At 73.1% G+C, this 21,112-nt stretch carries 16 protein-coding genes; 8 read left to right on the top strand and 8 right to left on the bottom strand.

Translation table 11 applies throughout. The features are described from left to right. Positions 1-85: 85 nt before the first annotated feature. Entirely contained in the window at positions 86-367 is a 282-nt protein-coding gene (locus WME97_RS34930) for a hypothetical protein (RefSeq protein ID WP_012239207.1), read from the bottom strand. A 271-nt stretch (positions 368-638) separates the two neighbouring features. Here WME97_RS34930 and WME97_RS34925 point away from each other — a divergent pair, with 271 nt between their 5' ends. After that, positions 639-1,457: a hypothetical protein gene (locus WME97_RS34925; protein WP_437544069.1), complete on the top strand. Its 819-nt coding sequence runs from the start codon at positions 639-641 to the stop codon at positions 1,455-1,457. Between the two features lie 139 nt (positions 1,458-1,596). Here the strand turns inward: WME97_RS34925 and glyA are convergent, their stop codons facing one another. Together glyA and WME97_RS34915 are read right to left on the bottom strand one after the other, a co-directional pair. Continuing rightward, the gene (gene glyA, locus WME97_RS34920; protein ID WP_437544067.1) at positions 1,597-2,868 is read right to left on the bottom strand and encodes a serine hydroxymethyltransferase; all 1,272 of its coding nucleotides are present in this window, start codon (positions 2,866-2,868) and stop codon (positions 1,597-1,599) included. Continuing rightward, a complete protein-coding gene (locus tag WME97_RS34915) occupies positions 2,865-4,196 on the bottom strand; it encodes a dihydrolipoamide acetyltransferase family protein (protein ID WP_437544065.1) in 1,332 nt (443 codons plus the stop codon). Before WME97_RS34915 ends, glyA begins: the two co-directional genes overlap by 4 nt. 156 nt (positions 4,197-4,352) lie before the next feature. On the opposite strand from WME97_RS34915, the gene WME97_RS34910 reads away from it, so the two are divergent. After that, positions 4,353-6,161 (top strand): ArnT family glycosyltransferase, encoded by a 1,809-nt coding sequence (locus WME97_RS34910; protein WP_437544063.1) that lies wholly within the window; start codon positions 4,353-4,355, stop codon positions 6,159-6,161. An 88-nt stretch (positions 6,162-6,249) separates the two neighbouring features. Here WME97_RS34910 and WME97_RS34905 read toward each other — a convergent pair whose 3' ends face one another. Then, positions 6,250-7,857 carry a hypothetical protein gene (locus WME97_RS34905; RefSeq protein WP_437544061.1) on the bottom strand — a complete coding sequence of 536 codons (1,608 nt, stop codon included), beginning with the start codon at positions 7,855-7,857 and terminating at the stop codon, positions 6,250-6,252. A 377-nt stretch (positions 7,858-8,234) separates the two neighbouring features. Here WME97_RS34905 and WME97_RS34900 point away from each other — a divergent pair, with 377 nt between their 5' ends. Next, on the top strand, positions 8,235-9,281 hold the full coding sequence (locus WME97_RS34900) for a glycosyltransferase family 4 protein (protein WP_437544059.1): 1,047 nt from the start codon (positions 8,235-8,237) through the stop codon (positions 9,279-9,281). Between the two features lie 31 nt (positions 9,282-9,312). Here WME97_RS34900 and WME97_RS34895 read toward each other — a convergent pair whose 3' ends face one another. From WME97_RS34895 to WME97_RS34885, 3 genes are all read right to left on the bottom strand, one after another. Then, entirely contained in the window at positions 9,313-10,350 is a 1,038-nt protein-coding gene (locus WME97_RS34895; RefSeq protein WP_437544057.1) for a hypothetical protein, read from the bottom strand. A gap of 216 nt (positions 10,351-10,566) precedes the next feature. After that, positions 10,567-11,166 carry a TonB family protein gene (locus WME97_RS34890; RefSeq protein WP_437544055.1) on the bottom strand — a complete coding sequence of 200 codons (600 nt, stop codon included), beginning with the start codon at positions 11,164-11,166 and terminating at the stop codon, positions 10,567-10,569. A gap of 55 nt (positions 11,167-11,221) precedes the next feature. After that, positions 11,222-13,534, bottom strand: coding sequence for an ArnT family glycosyltransferase (locus WME97_RS34885; protein WP_437544053.1), 2,313 nt, complete (start codon positions 13,532-13,534; stop codon positions 11,222-11,224). 117 nt (positions 13,535-13,651) lie between these two features. Between WME97_RS34885 and WME97_RS34880 the strand changes: the two genes are divergently transcribed. Further along, positions 13,652-14,413 carry a Uma2 family endonuclease gene (locus tag WME97_RS34880; protein ID WP_437544051.1) on the top strand — a complete coding sequence of 254 codons (762 nt, stop codon included), beginning with the start codon at positions 13,652-13,654 and terminating at the stop codon, positions 14,411-14,413. A 22-nt stretch (positions 14,414-14,435) separates the two neighbouring features. Here the strand turns inward: WME97_RS34880 and WME97_RS34875 are convergent, their stop codons facing one another. Further along, positions 14,436-16,016 carry an ATP-binding protein gene (locus WME97_RS34875; protein WP_437544049.1) on the bottom strand — a complete coding sequence of 527 codons (1,581 nt, stop codon included), beginning with the start codon at positions 16,014-16,016 and terminating at the stop codon, positions 14,436-14,438. 252 nt (positions 16,017-16,268) lie between these two features. On the opposite strand from WME97_RS34875, the gene WME97_RS34870 reads away from it, so the two are divergent. From WME97_RS34870 to WME97_RS34855, 4 genes are all read left to right on the top strand, one after another. Continuing rightward, entirely contained in the window at positions 16,269-18,008 is a 1,740-nt protein-coding gene (locus WME97_RS34870; protein WP_437544048.1) for a hypothetical protein, read from the top strand. A 39-nt stretch (positions 18,009-18,047) separates the two neighbouring features. Further along, the gene (locus tag WME97_RS34865) at positions 18,048-18,833 is read left to right on the top strand and encodes an HmuY family protein (protein ID WP_437544046.1); all 786 of its coding nucleotides are present in this window, start codon (positions 18,048-18,050) and stop codon (positions 18,831-18,833) included. Then, a complete protein-coding gene (locus WME97_RS34860; RefSeq protein WP_437544044.1) occupies positions 18,815-20,491 on the top strand; it encodes an MXAN_6640 family putative metalloprotease in 1,677 nt (558 codons plus the stop codon). Before WME97_RS34865 ends, WME97_RS34860 begins: the two co-directional genes overlap by 19 nt. Before the next feature lie 143 nt (positions 20,492-20,634). Then, positions 20,635-21,060 carry an STAS/SEC14 domain-containing protein gene (locus tag WME97_RS34855; protein WP_437544042.1) on the top strand — a complete coding sequence of 142 codons (426 nt, stop codon included), beginning with the start codon at positions 20,635-20,637 and terminating at the stop codon, positions 21,058-21,060. Positions 21,061-21,112: the final 52 nt, after the last annotated feature.

Below are 21,112 nucleotides of genomic sequence, written 5' to 3'. Positions count from 1 at the left end.
CGAGGCGTCTTGCGCGGCTGCGCCGGCGGCGCAAGCCTGCCGGCAAGCCGGCGCGGGCGTTCGACCTCTCGCGCCGTCGCGCCGCTCAGCCGCCGGACTCGCCCACGAACTCGCGCAGGATGCACATGCGCGCAATGAGCAGCGCCTCGGGTCGGATCGCCTGATCGAGGTACGCTGCAGAGTTCGCCTCCACCAGCGATTCGCGCAGCATTCCTTGCTCCAGGAACGTGACCGCGCGTCCGAGGTGCAGCCGCGCCCTGTCGGCCGCGAGCCCCATGCCGGCGCTCGCCAGCATTTCTCGTTCCAGGAACCACTGAGCAAACTCTCCGGGACGATCGAGCTTCGCTCGGGAGCCGTGGTCGGTCATGCCGTAGGCTACCTCACTTTTTGACCCGGGCCAGCCGCGCCTGGCCGCAATAACCCGGGAAATCATGGCAGAAGCAGCATCAATCCGTCGGATGGGCGCGATGAAAGCGAGGGCGTGCAACGTCCAAAGCGACATCCGGCGGACGGACCTGGAGCTCGGTTGAGCGGGCTTCGGGGGGCGCGTCGGGGAGCTCCCGCGAGCCACCCGTTGCGTCGCGAGCCCGTCAGTGAGATTGAACGCGGCGTTCTGCCGGAAATTCGAGGAGGTTCTTTTGCTCCGTAAGATTGGCGTCCTGCCCGCCCTGGTCCTCACCGCCGCCCTCGCTGCTGGTTGTCAACAGCGGGAGGCGTCCACGCCGCCGCCGAACTACGCGAACCAGCCCCCGCCCGGCTACTATCAGCAGCCTGGATATCAGCAGCCCGGGTACCAGCAGCCGGGGTATCAGCAGCCCGGGTACCAGCAGCCGGGGTATCAGCAGCCCGGGTACCAGCAGCCGGGGTACCAGCCCGCCCCCACGCAGCCTGCCCCGACGCAGCCCGCCCCCACGCAGCCTGCTCCGACGACGACGCAGCCTGCCCCGACGGCGCAGCCTGGCGGCTTTCCCTGGCCGTTCCCGCTCCCTGGCCAGCAGACCGGCGGGCAGCAGCCGGCCCCGAGCGGCGGGAGCGGGAGCAGCTCCGGCAGCGCGTCGGCGATCGATCCGAACCTCGCCTCCGCCGCGACGATCCCGCTGAACAACCTCGCTGCGACCGAGGCGCCCGGCATGACGAAGGAGGGAGGGCCGATCGCGGGGCAGTTCAGCGCCGGACAGACCCTCGAGCAGCAGATCCAGCTGATGCCCGGCAAATGCTACACGATCGTCGGTGTCGGCGCGGGGATCACCGAGCTCGACATCAGCCTGGTCGCGCTGACCCCGATCCCGATGGGCTCATCGGTGCTGGCGCAGGACAACTCGACCGGCGCGAACGCCGCGCTCGGCGGTCGGGGCAACTGCTACCGCTGGTCGCTCCCCGTCGGCATCAACGCCAAGTACATCGTGAAGGCCACGTCCGGATCGGGCGTCGCCGCCGCGCAGCTCTACGTGAAGTGACGCCGCCAGGACGCCGAGGACGCCAGGAGATCGCTCTCCCCGGCGTCCTCGGGTCTCGGCCACAAAAGCGCCGAGGACGCCAGGAGATCGCTCTCCGTGGCGTCCTCGGTCGCAGCGCCCTGGCTCGCCGCAGCGCTGGCTACAGCCGGATGCCGGGCGCCGGGAAGCCGCGGCAGAGCTCCGCGACCTCGGCGGCGATGCGCGCGATGCGCGCCTCGTCGTTCACGTTCTGCGCCACCTCATCCATCCACGCCGCGAGGCGCTCCATCTCGGCGACGCCCATCCCGCGCGACGTCACCGCCGGCGTGCCGATGCGGAGCCCCGACGGGTCGAACGGCTTGCGCGGATCGAACGGGATCGAGTTGTAGTTCGCCACGATGCCCGCGCGATCGAGCGCCTGCGCGTACGGCTTGCCCGCGATCCCCTTCGGCGTCATGTCGATCAGCAAGAGGTGGTTGTCGGTCCCGCCGGTGATGAGCCGGAAGCCGCGCGACTCCAGCGCGCGCCCGAGCGCCTGCGCGTTCACCACGATCTGCTTCGCGTAGGCCCGGAACCCGTCCTCCGAGGCCTCCTTCGCCGCGACCGCGATGGCCGCGGTCGTGTGGTTGTGCGGACCGCCCTGGAGGCCGGGGAACACCGCCTTGTCGATCGCGCCCGCGTGCTCCTTCTTGCAGAGGATCATCGCGCCGCGCGGGCCCCGGAAGGTCTTGTGCGTCGTCGACGTCACCACGTCGGCGATGCCCACCGGCGACGGGTGCACCCCCGCGGCCACGAGCCCCGCGATGTGCGCGATGTCCGCCGCCAGGATCGCCCCCACCTCGTCGGCGATCGCCCGGAACGCGGCGAAGTCGAGCGTGCGCGGGTACGCCGTCGTCCCGCACCAGATGAGCTTCGGCCGGTGGGCGCGCGCCAGGTCGCGGACCTGATCCAGGTCGATGCGGTGATCGCTCTCGCGAACCCCGTACGGCACGCTCTTGAAGTACTTCCCGGTGATGCTCACCGACCAGCCGTGGGTCAGGTGCCCGCCCGCGGGCAGGCCGAGGCCCATGATCGTGTCGTTCGCCTGCGCGAACGCGAGGTAGACGGCGAGGTTGGCCGGGCTCCCGGAGTAGGGCTGCACGTTCACGTGGTCGGCCCCGAACAGCTTGGCCACCCGCGTCCGCGCGAGCTCCTCCACCACGTCGATCTGCTGCTGACCCTCGTAATACCGCTTGTGCGGGTACCCCTCGGAGTACTTGTTCGTCAGCACCGAGCCCGTCGCCTCGAGCACCGCCCGAGACACGTAGTTCTCGCTCGCGATGAGCCGGAGCGTGTCCGCTTCCCGCCGCTCTTCCAGGCGGATCAGCTCGGCGATCTCCGGATCGACCTCGTTGAGTGCCCGCAGGCCCTGCACTTCGCTTGTCGCGCTCATACCTCGAACTCCCCGCGTGTGAGGATGTCGGTGACGCGCCAGAGGAACGAGTTCGCCAGCACCCCGTCGATGATGCGGTGGTCGTACGACAGCGCGAGGAACATGACCGGATGGATCGCGATCGAGTCCTCCTTGTCCTTCGTGACCACCACGACGCGCTTCTTGATCTCCCCCATCCGGAGGATGCCCACGTTCGGCTGCGAGATGATCGCGCCGCCGAAGAGGTTCCCCTTGAGGCCGGGGTTCGAGACCGTGAAGGTCGTGTTCGCGAGATCGTCGGCCGTGATCTTGCCGGACTTCGCGCGCCCGGCCAGCTCGTCGATGCTCCTCGCGATGCCCCGCAGCGACAGCTCGTCCGCGTGCTTGATGCTCGGGACGATGAGGCCGCCGGGCGTGTCCACCGCCACGCCGAGGTTGACGTCGCGCAGCACCACGTACGAGTTCTCGAGCACTCGAGCGTTGAACTCCGGGTGCTCGCGCAGCGCGCGGACGGCCGCGGCGCAGATGAAGGACAGGAACGTCAGCGACACGCCCGCCCGCTTGAACTCGTCCTTGTGGAGGTCGCGCAGCTTCGACGTCTCGTGCAGGTCGACCTCGGCGACCGTCACCACGTGCGGCGACGTCACCTTGGAGTAGACCATGTGGTCGGCGGTGATGCGGCGGCGCCGGCTGAAGGGCACCACCTTGTCGCCGGGCTTCGGCGAGTACGGCGGCACCTTGTACGCGCCGTACCCGACGCCGGGCACCGGCGGCACGAACCCGCCGCTCGCCTGGATGAGCTGCGAGAGCTCCGCCGCCGCGCTCGCCGGCTGGGCCGCCGCGCTCGGCTGAGGCGCCGGCTCGGCCGGCGCGCCGTGCGCCGCGCGCATCACGTCGTCGCGGGTGATCCGGCCGTGATCGCCTGTCCCGTGCACGTCGCGCAGGTCGACGCCCGACTCGCGCGCGAGCTTCTTCGTCGACGGGCTCGTCAGGGGGCGGGCGCTCTCGTCGTGTCCGTTGCTGCCGGGCGCCGGCGCGGCGGGCCGCGCTTCGGACGGCGCCGACGCCGGCGGCGCGCTCGCGCGCTGGGCCGTCGCCTGGGCCTCGCCCTGCGCCGTCTCGTCGATCCGACAGAGCAGACCTTCCTTGGCGACGACGGTGCCCTCGGCCACCGCGATCTGCGCGACACGACCCGCGACGGGCGCCGGGATCTCCGTGTCGGCCTTGTCGGTCGCGACCTCGAGCAGCGGCTGCTCGCGCTTGACGAAATCGCCCTCGCGCACGAGCCACCTCGAGACGGTTCCCTCGACCACGCTCTCACCGAGCTGTGGCATGCGGACTTCGACCATCGCTTCTCGCGCCTCCAACGCGCGCCGCCGTGAGCGCCCGTTTCACCTCTCCGGGCAAGGCGGCAGGGTCGTATACGCCGCCCGCCCTTCGAGGGCAACGACACAGTGTTCGTCCGGTGTGTATCCTTTTTGGGCCCCAGCCGGTACAAGGGCCCCGTGCGTGACGCCGCGCAGGATGCGACCGCAGCCCCCGCCCCCCTGGCCCCCTCGAGCCAGAGCGGGCGCGAGCCCCTCGCCGCCGGGCCGCCGCGCGTCGTGGGGGCGCGGGCGATCCGGGCGGCCTCGCTCGTCGTCATCGCGTTCCTGCTGCTGCAGGTGCTGACCTACGGCTACGGCCGCGATCAGGGCATCTACGCCATGGTCGCGCGTACGGTGCTCGACGGCGGCATGCCTTACCGCGACGCGTTCGACTTCAAGCCGCCCGGCATCTTCCTCATCTACGCGCTCGCCCGCGCCCTCTTCGGCCCCGCGCAGTGGGGCATCCGCGTCCTCGAGGTCCTCGGCCTCGCCGGCATGTGCCTCGCGATGGCGTCGCTCGCCGCCCGCCTCTTCGGCGACCGGCGGATCGGGGTCGTCGCCGCGGCGCTCGCCGTGCTGGTGCACGCCCAGCTCGATTTCTGGCACACGGCGCAGCCCGAGTCGTTCGGCGGCATGCTCACCATCGCCGCGCTGCTCGTGGCCACGCCGCGCGGCCGCGACGGCGCGCCCCGCCCGGCGCCGCGCGGCGCCGCGCTGGTCGTGTCGGGCGCGCTCTTCGGCGCCGCCGGCCTCCTCAAGCCGCCCCTCGCCGGGGGCGGCGTCGTGCTCGCCGTCGCGCTGGCCGCGCCCGCCCTCGCGGAGCTCGCGCGGCGCGGCGCGGAGCGGGCCGCCGTCCAGCGCCGGAGCGACGCCGGTCCGACCGCGCTCCACGGCGAGCCGGCGCGCCCTGCGCCGCCTGCGTCCGGGCCGGTCCGATCGACGGCGGCCGCGCTCCTCTGGGCGGCGCTCCGGCCCGCCTTGCTCATCGCGCTGGGCGGCGTGCTCCCCGTGCTCGCCTGCGCCGCCTGGTTCGCCCTGAGGGGCGCGCTCGGCGATCTGCGGGAGGTCCTCTTCGTCTTCACGCCGCACTACACCGCGCTCGGGTGGCGCGGCGCGAGCGTGCTCGGCATGGCGTGGTACGGCGCCTGCGAGTGGCTCGTCCACTACTCCGGCCCGCTCGCGTTCGGCCTCGCTTGCCTGGTCGCGCTGCACCCCGAACGCCACGAGCGGGCGGGCGTGGCGCTGCTCTCGGGCGTGATCGCCATGCACCTCGTCGGCGTCGTGATGCAGGCGAAGTTCTTCCCCTACCACTACGGCGCGACGTGGCCGCTCACCGCGATGCTCGCCGCGCTCGGCCTCTGGAAGGCGTGGCAGCGGTGCACCCGGTCCGGCGCGAAGGCGGCCGCGGCGGCGCTCCTCGCGGCGCTCGTCGCGACCGCCTTCGCCCGCTCCGCGACGAAGGACGTGGCCGACGACTACATCGAGCGCTGCGCCAAGCGGATCGCCGTGCTCGCCACCGGCGCGAGGGATCAGGCGCGCCTCGATCGCCTCGCGTCGGTCGCCGACGTCAACGCCGCGGCGAACCGGGAGGTCGCCTCGTGGCTGCGCGAGCGCGTCGCGCCGGGGCGCCCCGTGTTCGTGTGGGGCTTCGAACCGGTGATCTACGATCTCGCCGATCGCCCGCCGGCGACGCGCTACCTCTACAACGTCCCGCAGCGCGCGGCGTGGGCCCGGCAGGAGGCGCGCGACGCGCTGATGCGCGACCTCGCCGCGAGCCCGCCGGCCGCGATCGTGGTCGAGCGCCACGACGTCTTCCCCTCGGTGACCGGCGACGTGATCGACTCGCGCGACACGCTGAACGGGTTCCCCGAGCTCGCGGGGCTCATCGAGCAGCGCTACGAGCTCGCCGTGAGCATCGAGGATTTCGACATCCACATCGAGCGCTGAGCCCCGGAGCCCAGCGCCGGGCGGCGGCGGCGGCGGCGGCGGCGGCGGCGCGGCGGCGGCGCGGCGCGCTGCCAGCTGCGCCGCGCCTTCAGGGGCAGGGGAGGGTGTTGGGCCTGCGCGGGGTGGGCGCCGCCGCCCCGAAGCGGCGGCCGTCGCGGAGGCCGTCGGCGCAGCGCTGGATCGACTGCGTCTGCGACAGCGCGGAGGTCGCGCCCTCGCTGACCTGGACGCGCCCCGGAGCGCTGGAGATCAGGGCGTTCAAGAGCTGCGCGTCCGGCTCGGCCGCCGGTCCGTAGACGAGCGCGTCGATGAGGCGCGTCGCCGTGGCCGGCGTGGACGTGGGGAACTCCGCGGGCAGCCCCTGGTACAAGGCGACGGCATCCGGGCCGTTCTGCAGGATGTTGGTCGGGAAGACGAGGGTGGGCGTCGGTTCGACGCCGCTGTTGCCGACGAGCAGGAGCCCGCCCCCGTCCGTCGTGCCGTCGAGCGCGATCGCGCGGTAGGAGCCGTCGGTGGCCCCGTTGAAGAGCACGAGCGTGTAACCGGCGAGGCTCACGTACCGCCAGCCCGTGCTGATCTCGATGAACTCGAGCACGTCAGCGCTGTCCGCCGTGTCGGCGTCGACCTCGTTGATCTGGAGCTGGATCACCGTCACCGGGAACGACGTCCACCGCGCCCCCGGCCGGTTCACGACGATGTCCCCCGGGCCGATCGGCGTCGCGTCCGAGAGCGCGGGGATCGTGATCTGCGTGTCGGAGTCGATCGTGAAGGGCTGCGCCGCGAAGCCCACGGTCACCCCCGTCGCCCCGGTGAAGCCCGAGCCGGTGAGCACGAGCGCGCCGCCGACGGCGATGACCGGATAATCGACCGAGGTCACCCTGGCCGGCGCCCCGCACGCAGGGCAGGAGCTGCCGCCGCAGTCGATGCCGCCCTCGTCGCCGTTGTGCAGGCCGTCCTCGCACGAGGCGACCTGGCAGACGTAGTCGATGCAGACCTCGGTCGGGCAGTCCGAGTCGGCGAGGCACTGCACGCAAACCCCGGCTGGGTTGCACAGCCCGCCGTCGGCCAGGGAGCACCAGGTGCCGGCCTCGACCGGGTCGTTGATGGGCGCGCCATCGCGGCAGGAGTCGACCGTGCACGAGCTGTGGTCGTCGCGCAAATCGTCGTCGTCGTCGACCTCCGTGACCGCGCCGTCACCGTCGCAGACGCGCTCGCGACAGTCGCCGGCCATCTGCTCCTTCACGGGCGTCCCCGAGGCCACGGGCACGGTCGTGCATCCACCGTCGATGCACCTCGCGATCGCGCACTCGCTGTCAGGCGCGGGGCAGTCGGCGTCGCCGGTGCACGGGACGCTGCCGCCGCCGCCGCCGGAGCCGTCGATGCCGCCCGCTCCGCCGTCCCCGCCGGCTCCAGCGTCGCCTCCGTTGCCGCCGTTGCCATCGACTCCGCCGGCGCCACCGTCGCTCCCGCCGTTGCCACCCCCGGAGCCACCATCGCCACCCCCGGAGCCACCATCGCCACCGCCGGAGCCACCGCCGCCGTCGCTGCTCCCGCCGCCGCCGTCATTGCCGCCGGAGCCACCGCCGCCGCCCGTTCCTCCCTGTCCGCCGCCCCCTCCCGTGTCCTCATTGATGAGGCCGCGATCGGGCATCGTGGCCATCTGGCAGCCCGCGGCGGCCACCAGCGAAATGCTCAACGCGAGCGCGGATCCGTAACGATTCGATCTCGAAGACATTGACCACCTGTGTGCAGATTGGCCGGGGCGCTCGGGCTCTCGACGCTTCCCGCGCTGCCCCGCGCGCAGGAGCGAGCGGGAGGGCGCATCCTAGACGCACGGGAGGCCTGAAGAAAGCGCCGCACCGCCGCGCGCCGGTCCGGATCGCGCTGACTTGGCGGGCGCCGCGCTGCGTCTGCTGCGCAGCAGCTGTCCTCGCGCGCTCCCTCGGCCGAGCAGGTGGGGAGCAGCCCGCTGGCATGCTCGTTGATGGGTCCTAAGCGCGGGGTTGCGCTCCGCTGCGAGCGGGGGCGAGCATGGCGCCCCGGTCGCGGCGCGGCGACCGAGGAGCAAAGAGCATGCGGATCGCGATCGTTTCCACCCCGTTCATCCGGGTGCCTCCCTCCGGGTACGGCGGGACCGAGCTCTTCTGTCACGAGCTGGCCGAGGGGCTGTCGGCGCGTGGACACGAGGTCACGCTCTTCGCGACGGGAGATTCGGTGGTCACCTGCCGTCGCCGGTCCCTTTACGGGAGCCCGAACTGGCCTCCGGCGCCGGAAGACGAGGTCAACCACGTCGCCTGGGCCTTCTCGGAGATCGCGCGCGAGGACGGGTTCGACGTGATCCACGTGAACAGCCCGATCGCCGTCCCGTTCACCCGCTTCGTCTGCGTCCCGGTGGTGCACACCCTGCACCACGCGCCCTGCGGCGAGAGCTCGCGCATCTACGCGCGCCACCCGGAGGTCGCGTACGTGGCGATCAGCGCGCGGCAGCGCGCCCTGGAGATCCCGCTGCCGCGCTCGTGCGTCATCCATCACGGCGTCACGCCGGCGCGTTATCCGCCGAGCCTGAGCGACGAGGGCTACCTCGCCCACCTGGGCCGTTACGCCGAGGAGAAGGGGACCCACCTGGCGCTCGACATCGCGAGGGTCGCGGGCCTGCCGATCAAGCTCGCGGGCCGCGCGCACCCCAAGGACCAGATCTATTATCTCCAGGAGGTCGCCCCGCGCCTCCGGGAGAGCGGGAGTTCGGACCTCGGGGAGATGGGCCACGACCGCAAGGTCGCGCTCCTGCGCGGGGCCCGCGCCGTCCTCTGCCCGCTCCAGTGGGAGGAGCCGTTCGGGCTGATCGCCATCGAGGCCATGCTCTGCGGCACCCCGGTGCTCGGCTTTCGCCGCGGCTCCTTCCCCGAGATCGTCGACGAGGGCGTCACCGGCTACCTGGCGCCGCCGGGCGATCTGTCGCGCCTCGCCGCGCTCGCGGCGGGCCTGGCCCGCTTCGATCGCGCCGCCTGCGCGCGCCGCGCGCGCGAGCGCTTCAGCAGCGCCGTGATGGTGGGCAAATACGAGGAGCTCTACCGGACCGTGACCGGCCCGCGGCGCGCCGAGGGCTCCCGGGCGGCGTGATCGCCGCGCGGGAGGTCGAGGGGCTCAGTTGTCAGTTGACCTGCGGTGGGATGGCCACCTGGCACTCGTTGGCTGGCGTCATCCATTTGATGGCGTTCAGCCAGAAGCGCTCGACCTGATACTCGGGATGATCGACCCACTCGCTGTTGTAGGTGATCCACTCGTCGCCCCAGACGAGGACCCGGCCCTCGCCGACCTCCAGCGCCTTCAGCACGTCGTAGCCGTCGCCGGTCGCCAGCGTGGCGCCCTCGCCGATCACCGGGTAGCCGGTGTCCACGCCGACAGCCTCGATCCCGTCGAGCACCGGATGCCCTCCGCTCCACTCCGTGATGGGGACCGTGGCGCCGCCTCGCCTCGGGAGGATCTGCTCTGCGTCGTAGCTGACGCCGAGCGGAGCGAGCAGCGTGTTGACGTTCTCGCGCTCCCGGGTCTGGCCGTACCCGATCAACGTCATGAGGCCGCCGCCCTTCGAGATCCAGTCGCGGAGCGCCTCGACCTCGGCGTCCGAGTACGTGCGCCCGATGTCGCTCACGTCCTGGATGACGATGACCTGGTGCTTCGCGAGCTCCTCCGCGGTGAGCTCGGCGCCGTTCAGGCCGAAGGCACCGTTGATGCTGCGCTCGTTCAACCAGGACTCGAAGACGTCGCCGTCGCCCCACTGGCCCGGCTCGCCCAGCGTGGCGATGCGGAGGCAGTCGCAGATGCCGTCGCCGGCGACGTCGACGTCGTCGACGATGCCATTGCCGTCGTTGTCCAGGCCATCGCAGGTGTCCTCGCTGCTGGGCGCGCCGCTCCCCGCGCTGCTGTTGCCGCTGCCAACGCCCGTGGTCAGGCTGCCGAAGTCGTCTCCGCCGCTGCCCGAGGCCACGCCCCCGAGGTCGTCTCCGCCGCTGCCCGTGCTGCCCGCGCTCCCCGAGCTCCCCGTCGTGCCGCCGCTGTCCCCGGCGCTGCTGGGGCCGGCATCGCTGGAGCACGCCGCCGCTTGCAGCGCCGCAGCGATGCACGCGACCCGCAGCAGATGTCGGACCGGAACCCGACCGAAGGACGAGAGGCGAGATCTCGAGTTCATGTCTATCTCCAAGAAATTAGGCGTTGATGGCGGCGGACCCTGGCGAGCCGCCGAAAGCACCGGAGCGAGGCGTCATGGTGTCTTCCGGGCGGGGCTTTGCGCAACGCGAAATAGCCGTTCTCATGACAAACAGTGGGGTCGACCGTGCGGGCCATGCCTCGTGGTGTGACGTCGCACCGTGAAGCGCTGTAAATTTCAAGCCCGACGCGGTCTTCCTCAGGGTTGCACGAGCTCGACGCCGCTGAACTCGATGGGAAAGGTGATGACGGTCGTCACCCCGCCTTGCGGCGAGGGGAACTGCATCTTCTCGAAGGTATCGGCCACGCAGCGATCGACCTGCTGATTCTTTGCCGTCGACCTCACCACGTCAGCCCTGTTCACCCTGCCGGTCGGACCGATGGTCGCCTTGACGGTCACCTTCCCCGTGAACTTCGGCGAGCTCTTGACGCCGATCTTGTAGCACTCGTCGAACAGCTCGCCGTGCTTCTCCACGACGTCGCGGACCTGCGATTCGGAGATGTTGCCCCCCAGCGTGCCGGTCGCGGTGGCCGCGCCGGGCCTCACGTTGCCGTCCGGTCTCGAGGTGGCCCGCGGCGGGGGCGCCTCGACCGGCGTCGCCGCCGCGGGGGCCTGCGCGTCCGGCGGGGGCGCCGCGGGCTTCGGCTCCGGGGGGGCCGAGGTCGTCGGCTCCGGGGACGCCGAGCCGGTCGGCCCCTCCGACGCGGGCTGCGCCGGCGACTGGGCGGCTGGCGGCGGGGCGCCGCAGCCCGCCGCGAGCGCGAGGATCAGAACCAACCCTGTTCGGCGAGAGCTCATGCCCGAAGGTAAAACCCGAACGCGGGGCCGTGTCCACGGGGATAGCGGCGCTCGCTCAGCGCAGCCGCAGGACCTCGACCTCCGACGCGCCGCCGCGATCCACGAGCTTCGGCGCGCGGCCGCGCTCGCGCGCCGTCATGGACGCCCAGAACACCTCCGTCCCTGGCCGCTTCCGGATCGGCACTGGATCGGCATAGAGGAAGCCCGTCCTCCAGCGCTGCGGCGAGATCGCGGTCGGCGGTCCGACCTCGCGGACGACCGGGTCCGCCATCGTCGTGGACAGCGGGGCGCGCTCGACGACCCGGGAGCGCACCGCGAGCACCACGTCGCTCGCCGCCGGGCCCCCCGCGCGCACGAAGATCGTGAGGAGCGAGCTGGCGCCCTCGTGGAACGTCGTCCCGAGCAGCTCCGTGCCGTCGTCGAACCGCGCCCCGATCGGCGCGAGCGCGGCGCGGATCTCCGCGAAGAGCGCCGCCGCGCGCGCGCCGTCGCCCGCGCCGAGCGCCATGTTGTGCGCGATCCGCTTCTGCTCCAGCGTCTCCGGCGGCGCGGCCGGCGGCTCCGCCGGCTGTCCGAAGTGCGCGCGAAGCTCCCACGTGAGGAACGGATCCGGCACGATCTCCCGCTCGGGCTCGGTGCCCGAGACGAGGTACCAGGCGAGGAGCCCCGGCTCTCGCTCGCGGAACGAGAACGCCTCGATGCCGCTCGCGCCGCTTGCCGAGAGCGTGCGCGCCCCGGCGCCCGCGCCGAGCGCCCAGAACGGCCCCACCGCCGTCACGTCGAAGCGCTGCGCGAGGCTCGCCTGATCCCGGTCGAGCATGAACCGCGTGTCCACGAGGTAGGCGCCGCGCGGCGGCGCTTCCTTCGGCGGGGGTCGGTTGGGCGTCACGATGCGCCCGCCGAGCGCCCAGACCTGGGCCCAGGTGGCCTTCATGCCCTCGTGCATCGCGACGGGCGCGTCGGCCGGCGTCCCTGGCAGCCTCGGCGCGAGCCATCGAAGGAACGCCGTCTTCGCCCCGTCGGAGTCGATGAGGTGCCCCCGCTCGTTGAAGCGCCCGCCTGTCTCGCGCGCATAACGCAGCGCCGGGAGCCCGTCGCGCAGGATGGCGGCGAGCGGCACGAGCCACAGCGCGAGCGCCGCGAGCGCCGGGCCGCCCGACGGCGCGTCGAGCGTCGGCCCGCCCGGCGGCGTCGCGACCCGGGCAGCCTGCCGCGCGGCGGCGGCGCGCTCCAGGAGCGCCGCGCCGGTGTCGACGAGGGCGGCGGCGGCGAGGGCGAAGTAGGCCGCGAAGTAATGAGGCCAGAAGATGTGGATGTCGGCGCCTTGCCGGAAGACGACGTACTGCACCGCCGCGGTCGCGAGGTAGAGCAGCGGCAGCGCGTCGTGCTCGCGCCGGAGCAGGGCGAGCCGCGCCGTGCAGACGATCGCGGCGAGCTTTCCGGCGGCGATGGCGATCGGCGTGAACGAGAGCTCGAGCCAGTACCGCCGGCTCTCGAGCACCTTGCCGAGCGGCTCGGCGTTCCCCGATGAGCGGAGCCCGTAGCTCGTCAGCAGGTCGCCGAGCTTGCCGGCATGCTGGAAGAGGGCCAGGTAGAGCGCGGCCGTCAGCGCGGCGATCGAGGCGGTGAGCACCCACCACGCGGCGTAGCGCCGCTCGGGGAGCGGGCCGAAGACGCGCCTCGGGAGCAGGTAGGCCCGGATCGCGCCGAACGCGAGCAGCCCGCCCGTGAGCACGAACGCGGGCCAGTCGGCGTGCATCCCGAGCGCGAGCCCGAGCGCGCTCACCGCGAGGTAGCGGCGCCTGGACGTCTGTAACAGGCGGACGTAGCCGAAGAGCCCGAGCAGCGTCCAGGCCATGACCGGGACCTCGAGCGCGTTGAAGTTCGCGAACGACAGCGTGATCGGCAGGACGACGAACGACGCCGCCGCGGCGGCCCCTGCGGCGGGGCGGTAGACGCTCCGGCCGAGGGCGTAGAGCAGGGGCGGCGTCGCGGCGCTCAGCAGGATGGCGGGCAGGCGGCAGATGACGTCGTGCCGCCCGAAGACCTTCATGAACGCGGCCGTCGTCCAGAAGATCCCCCACGGGTGGTGGCAGTAGTACATCCCGGGCGGCGGCCGGCTCGCTGTGTACTCCCACACGGGCCCGGGGATCTTCCAGCGGAGCATGTTCTCCGCGATGATCCCGACGCTCGCCGACGACGCGTAATGTCCGGCGAGGACGGGTCCGAACATCTCCCACGCCGCCGCGAGCGCGAACCACGCCGTGGCGAGCGCGGTGACGGCGAGCGCCGCGCGGGCCTCGCGGCGGGACGCGGCGGGGAGGCCGCGCAGGTCGGTCGGATGGGGGGCGAGGCGCGGGGGCAGCAACGTGGGCGCAGCCTATCTCGTCGGCGGCGTCGCGCGGGCAGGAGGCGCGCCGAGGAGCGGGCGCCGCGCTGCTGCTGCGCGGGTCGATGCGCGCGCCCCGGTCGGGTAGGATGGGGCATGTCGACCGAGGCGCACAGGCAGGTCCATCGGCGGGCGCACCGTGACGGCAAGGAGCGTGATCCGACGTTCTATCCCGTGGAGAAGAAGATGGGGGAGGACTCCCTTCAGACGTGGATCGTGGAGCTCCTCCGTCCTCTCATCGAGCGCTGGTACGAGGCGCTCGGTCGGCCGAGGTTCGTGGGGGCGGACCAGTTCATCTATTATCGGCAGTTCGACCCTTCCAAGGTCGTGGCCCCGGACGTGTACGTGCTCCCTGGCGTGCCGCCGGGCCGGCGCGTGCGGAGCTGGAAGGTGTGGGAGACGGGCATCGCCCCGAGCTTCGCGCTCGAGGTCGTCTCGTCCGACGAGCCTTACAAGGACTACGTGGACGCGCCCGAGCGCTACCGGGAGCTCGGGGTGAAGGAGCTCGTGATCTTCGATCCCGACTGGGAGCGGGGCCGCGATCGGGTGCGATGGCAGCGCTACCGGAGGCTGAAGACGCGCGGCTTCGTCCGGGTGGAGACGACGAACGTCGACCGGATCCACGCGCGCGTGCTCGGCTGCTGGCTGCGGGTGATCGGCGCGGGCGAGGGGGCGCGCCTCCGGCTGGCCACAGGGCCCGAAGGCGAGGAGCTCTTCCCGACCGCCGCGGAGGCGGAGCGCGCGGCGAAGGAGGCGGAGCGCGCGGCGAAGGAGGCTGCGCTGGAGCGCGTGGCGGCGCTCGAGGCCCAGATCGCGAGCGCCGCGGGGGCGAGGGGCAAGGGATCCGGGGCGCCGTGAGCCTCGCGCCGCCCGCGGCCGTTCAGGCCCGGAGCAGCGTCACCCGCCGGCCCGACGGCGTCCGGGCCTCCTCGATCCGCGTGCGCGCCTCGACGTCCCCCGCCGCGGCGCGGCGATCGAACAGCACGAGCACGCCCTCGTCGAGGCCGAGCTGGGCGAGGTAGCCGTCGAGCTGCGCGAGCCCCTTCGGCGTTGGATCCTTCTCTCCCTCGCGCCAGACCTTGAGCTCCAGCGCCGCGCGCTGCACGGCGCGTGATCCGTCCGGCGCGCGGTAAGGCCATCGGATCAGGAGGTCGATCCTCCCCCGGCCGAGGCCGTACTCCCGCTCGATCAGCCCGCCGCCGTTCACCACCCGCTGCAGGAAGGCCATCAGGACGAGCTGCGGCGCGACCTCGTGGTAGCCGAGGTTGCCGGAGAGCGCCTCGCCGTGCTCCCTCCAGAAGGCGGCGAACTCCCGGAGCAGGCGCGCGACGTCGAGCTGGCCGTCGGGCAGCACGAAGCTCCTCGGCTCGGCCAGGATGACGGGCTCCACGTCGCCGGCGAGCACGCGGGCGATGACCTCGCGGTAGATCGGGTTCGCGATGCGCGCGGGGTTGTCCGGCGCGATCAGCCCGAGATCGCGGGCGTACTGGAGATCGTCCTGGTAGGCGTCGCCGACGATCGCGAGCGTGCCCGAGAGGATCGGCTCGAGCACGCGCCGGACGCGCGGCTCGTGCAGGCGGGCGACCAGCGAGTCGAGGTGGGTGGCGCGCGCCAGGATGAGGCGCTCCTTGGCCGTCTCGACGTGCGCCGTGGTGATCGGCTCGCTGGCGGGCACCGCGAGCTCCTCCACGATCTCTCGGGCGAGCGCGTTGACGAGCCACGGCTGCCCGGCCGTGAGCGCGATGGCCCGCTCGAGCGCTTCCTCGGTGAAGACCTGGCCGGTGTCGGCCGTGTGCTGGCCATAGAGCTCGCGCACCTCGTCGGGGTCGAAATCGCCGAGCTTGAGGGACTTCAGCTTGATGTTGAACGGGCTGGCCGTGCCGAGGCGGCCCGGGTCGCCGCCGCTCGCCGCCTTGTACTCGCGCACGTCGCGCAGCCCGCAGAGCACCACCGCGGCGGGAAAGTCGGCGGGGCGATCGGGAAAGCCGGCGCGCAGCTGGCGCAGCACGCTGAGGAGGCTCTGGCCTCGCAGGGCGTCGATCTCGTCGAAGAGCAGCGCCAGCGGCCGCGGGCAGGCGCGGGCCCAGGCGCGCAGCGCGATCTCGACGCGGTTGCCCTCCGGGGCGTCGGGGAAGGCAGGCGGATGCAGCCCGGGGGGAAGGGTGAGCTCGGCGCGCGCCCGGAGCGAGCTGAGCAGGATGCGCTCGGCCGCGCCGTAGTCGTCGCCTGCCGCCTCGCCCGCCTCGCAGGAGAAGTGCAGCGCCGCCCAGCGGCCGGAGGCGGTGAGCTGATCGGCGAGCGCGCGGAGCGCCGTGGTCTTCCCCGTTTGCCGTGGCGCGTGGACCACGAAATAGGCGCCTTGCTCCACCAGGCCGGGCGCCTCGGGCAGGCGCCGTTCGGCCGGGATCATGTAGTGCAAATCGGGGCGGCAGGGGCCGGCCGTGTTGAAGCGGCGTGCCATGCGCGCAGCTTGCGTCCCGGAGCCGGGTGGCCGCAAGGGCCGCGCGGCGGCGTTGGCGGCGCTGGCGTCGCGGCGCTGGCGTCGCCGAGGTGAAGCTGGCATACCGCGACCTCTGCGCGCGGGCATCCGAGGCCCTCGGACCAGTTCCGGATCGACCGAACCTCCTCGGGGAGGGGAGCCAGCGCATCGCGACCGCTCCCGGCGGGCATCCGAGGCCTCGGCTCGCTTCCGAGATGGTAGCTTCCCGCCACCTTGGGTACCCCGTCCCCTCCGGCGGAGCCTCTGGCGGCGCCCGCTCCCGCGCGCCGCGCGCTCTCCGGCCTGCTCCGCCGCGGCGCGGGCGCCGCGCGCCGCGCGCCGCTCAGCGCGGCGCTCGCCCTCGTCGTCGTCGCCGCGTCCGTCTATGTGATCGCCGTCCCGCTCGCGGTCGTCCGCTATCCGCCGATGACCGATCTCCCGTTCCACGCGGCCGAGACGGCGGCGTTCAGGCACTACCTCGACCCGGCGTGGCACTTCCGCGAGCAGTTCACGCTCCAGCCGCTCGCCGTCCCGTACATGTCCATGTACGCGCTCGGCGCCCTGCTGATGCTCGTCCTCCCTCCCGTGGCCGCGGTGAAGGTCGCGGCGGCGGCGATGCTCGCGCTCCTGCCCGCGGGCCTCGCCGTCCTCTTCCACGGCCTGAAGCGGAGCCCGCTCCTCGGCGTCCTCGGCCTGCTCCTCGTCTGGTGCAACCTCACCCACTGGGGCTTCCTCAACCACATGGGCGCGCTCGGCCTCTTCGCGATGGTCGTCGGCCTGACGCTCCTGCTCCTCGATCGCCCCTCGCGCGGCCGGCAGATCGCGCTCGCGCTCGCGCTCGTCGCGCTGTTCTTCACGCACATCTTCCGCTTCCCGTTCGCGCTCGCCGCCGTCGTCGGCACGGCGATCGTCGTCTTCCCGGCGACGCGGCGGCTCCGCCCCATCGCGCTCCCGCTCGCGCCCTCGCTGGCCCTCTTCGCGGCGTGGCTCGTGGTCCGGACCGACACGCTGCACGCGGCGCCCATCGCGCCCGCGCTCCACTGGGAGCGGCTCGGGGAGGTCCCGTCGCTCCTCTTCACGAGCTTCACCGACCCCGCCGAGGCGGCGGCGGCCGGCCGGGCGGCGCGCTTCGTGCTCGCCGCGCTGCTCGTCTGCGCCGCCGGCGCCGCCGCACGCCTCGCCGGCGCCGGCGGCGATGCGACGCGCTCACCCGAAGGCGCCAGCGCCAGCGCCGATGCTGCGTGCTCACCCGCCGGCGCCGGCGCGGCGCCCTCGCCCGCGGTGGACGCGCCGCAGCGGTCCTTCGCGCGCCTCGCCGCCCTCGTCCCGGTCGCCTGCGCGATCGTGTTCCTGGGCCTGTTCCTGAGCCTGCCGCTGCAGATCGGCCTCTGGTGGTACGTCTACCCGCGCGAGATCGTCGCCGCCCTGTTCCTCGGCCTCGGCGCCTTCCCGGACCTGCCGCGATCACCCTGGCTCAAGGTGCCGGCCGTGCTCGCGCTGTCGGCCGCCGCGGTCTCCCTCGGCGCCGTGGCCCGCGACAACTACCGCCGGTTCGACCAGAGCACGCGGGACTTCGACGCCATCATCGCCCGCATCCCGCAGGCGCCGAGGCTGCTCTACCTCGTCTTCGATCACGGCGGCTCGACCCGGACGACGACGCCGTTCATCCATCTCCCCGCCTGGGTGCAGGCCACGCGAGGCGGCTGGCTCAGCTTCCACTTCGCCGTCTGGGATGCCTCGCCCGTCGCCTACAGGCCCCGCGAGGAGCCGGGCGCCGTCGTCCCGCCGCCCACGCCGCTCCGGTGGGAGTGGACGCCTTCGATATTCGACGTGCGCCGCCACGGCGCCTTCTTCGACTGGTTCCTCGTCCGCCGGCGGGCGGGCGCGAATCACCTCTTCGCGAAGGACCCGAGCATCGTCGCCGTCGACCACGTCGGAGACTGGTGGCTCTACCGGCGCAGCGGCGCGCCCTAGCGGGCACGCCGGCTCCGACTTTGGGTTACCATGTCGCCCATGCGCACCTCGACTGCGTCTTCCCTCGCCGCCGGCCTCGCCCTCCTCGCCGTGGTCGCCTGCGGCTCCGAGGACCCCGTCGACCCTGGCGGCGCGGAGGGCGGCGGGCTCCCCGCCGGGCCCGTCTGCTCGGAGCCCACGCCGGTGCCCTGCGAGGACGAGGTCTTCCAGCAGATGAACCTCCAGGACACCGTGGCGCCCGGGGAGATCGTCAACGAGCAGGACGGCGCCGGCATCCGCTCCATCGTCGACGCCACCGCGGGCGGCCCCTTCGCTTCCGAGCCCGACGCCTACGTCTATGCCCGGTTCACGGACGCCGGCCTCGAGAAGGTCGAGATCTCCGACGAGGCATCGCTCCAGTCCATGGACTGGGACATCGCCTTCCGGCGCTACATCGTGCGCATCAACAGCGGCCACTCCGGGCCGTCCTGCGTCACGGCGGCGCGGCTCCCGGGCACCCCCGACTACGATGGGATCACCGAGGCGCCCGGCGAGCCGAGGCTCCGCAACGACGAGTATTTCACCGAGAGCTGCGAGCTCATCCCCGACGGCTCCGGGCTGGACTCCCCGGCGACGGCGCTCTCCGGCTACTGGACCTACCCCGGGTGCGTGAAGATGACCGGCCTCGTCTACGTGCTCCAGCTCGCCGACGGCCGGAGCCTCAAGCTGACCGTCACGCACTTCTACAACGAGCAGACGCAGGCGCAGTGCCAGGAGACCGGGATGGTCCCGATGGAGGACACCGGCTCCGCCAACTTCCAGATCCGGTGGGCGTTCCTGCCGTGACGCGGATCGCCGGCGCGGCGCCCGTGCGGCGCGGCGGCCTGGCCCGCGCCGCGGCCCCGTGGCGCCGCCTGGGCCGCGCGGTGGCCTGGCTCGCGCCCACGCTCGCGGCCTCGCTCGCGCCGGCGCTCGCCGGCTGCGGCGCGGACGACACGGCCGCGGCGCCGCTCGACGGGCCCGCCGCGGCGCCGCTCGATCGGCCCGACTCACGCGGCACGAGCCTCCAGTTCCGGTTCGATCCGGACGACGTCGTCGAGACCTTCGCGTCGGCGTCCGGGAGCTTCCTCGTCCATTTCGCGCGCGAGGGGCGCTGCGCGGTGCCTGCCGAGGACGACGACGCGACGGGCGTCCCCGACTTCGTCGAGGAGGTCGCCGCCGTCTACGACGAGGTCATCACCCACTACCGGGACGTCCTCGGCTTCCGGCCGCCGAGGAGCGACGAGGACCTGCCCGACAACGGCGGCGACGGCCGCTTCGACGTCTACCTCGTCGACTTCGCCGGCGTCGGCGACGGGGTGTTCCGGGTCGACGCCTGCGCCGAGGACGCCGGGGACCGCTGCGCCGGCTTCATGACCCAGGAGAACGACTACAGCGGCTACGGTTATCCGTCGACGCTGACGGCGAACCGGATCCTCGGGAGCCACGAGCTCTTCCACGCGGTGCAGGCGGGCTACGACCACGGCCAGGACACGCTGATCACGGAGGGGACCGCGGTCTGGGCGACCGAGTCGTTCGACCCTTCGCTGAAGGACTTCGAGGGCTTCGTCGACGGCTACCTCGCGAACACGGATCGGTCGCTCGACGTGCCCTTCACCGGCCCTGTGGACCCCTTCAGCTACGGGAGCGCGCTCTTCTTCCAGTTCCTCGAGGAGCGCTTCGGAGACGGCACGGTCCGCGCGCTCTGGGAGCGCCTCGAGGACGGCGCGAACGGCGAGGCGGATCCGGTGTGGTTCGAGCAGCTCGACCCCTTGCTCTCGTCGCGGGCGCAGACGACGTTCGCCGAGGCGTTCGTGGAGTTCGCCGCCTGGAACCTGCTCACCGGATCGGCCGCGGATCCCGGGCGCTCCTACGCCGCCGGGTCCGGCTACCGCGGGCTCGCCCCGGAGGAGGTCGTCGCGCCCTACGCGGACGGGCTGCGCGCCTTCCACGCGTCGGCGCAGTACTTCAGCGTCTCCCCCGCCGGGCGCGCGACCATGACGGCCGCGCTCGCGGCGCCCGCGGACGATCCGGCAGAGCTCTCCGGCCTCGCGCTGCTGCTCGCGGCGCGGCGCGGCCGCGTGTACGGCGAGGTCGTGCGCGCCGGCGACGTCGCCTCCGGCGCGCCGCTCGTCGATACGGCGGGCGCCGATGACCTCGCCGTGATCGTGGTGAACGGCCTGCAAGAAGGCGAATCGCGCAGGCCGACGCTGTGCATCGGCGCGCCGGACGAGGTCGCCGCGTGCCGGGCCGCTGCGGAGGGCACCGGCGGCGGCGGCGGTGGCGGTGGCGGCGGCGCCGGCGGCGAGGCGCCCGCCGAGGGCGCAGCGGGCGGCGTCGACGACGGCGGGTGCGGCTGCCGCGTCGTGGCGCCGGCCGCCGCGGCAGCGAGCTCCGCCGCGTCCTTCGGCTGCGCGCTGGGCGCCTCGCTGCTCGCGCTGGCCGCGCGCCGGCGCAGGCGCTGAGCGGGGCTCACGCCCCGGGCGACGTGCTCGGCGGCGGCGCGCGGCGCGGCGCTCGGTGAGGCGCGTCACCCGGCGAGCGCTCTCCCGCGCCGGCCCCGCGAGCGCTCGTCGTGCCGTGAGCCGGATGCGCTAGCCTGCGGGAGATGAGCGAGCCCCGTTCCGAGGACGCATGCCCTTTCCTCCGCGAGGACGCCGACGGCATTCTTTGTTTCGCCATCGAGGGCGATATCTCGGACGAGATCGCGCGCTCTCTCTGCGCCGTGTTCCGGCGCGTGTCGGAGAGCGGTCGCGAGGTCCTCGTGCTCGCCGACGCCCGCCGCGTCGGGACCCTGACGGCGGCGGCGCGCAGCGCGCTGGCGGAAGAGCTGCGCGGCGTGCGCTTCGGCGGGGTCGCGATCTTCGGGGCGAGCTTCTCGGTGCGCGTCGTGACCACGCTCGCCTCGAGGAGCGTGCAATTCTTCACGGGCGAGGTCTATCCGCTGGCGTTCTTCGACACGGAGGGCGAGGCGCGCGCGTGGCTGTTCGCCCAGCGAGACGCGCTCCGGGCCGCGCAGCGGCAGGGCGCATGACGCCCGCCGCGCTCCGAGGCGCACGCCATCGGCGCGGCGCCGGCGCGCGGGA

Origin of the sequence: Sorangium sp. So ce367 (assembly GCF_051520455.1) — a bacterium.
In the GTDB taxonomy this organism is placed as follows: Bacteria; Myxococcota_A; Polyangia; order Polyangiales; family Polyangiaceae; genus Sorangium; species Sorangium cellulosum_B.
Note: the sequence above shows the minus strand (reverse complement) of the source record. Positions and strands in the feature narration are given on the sequence as shown.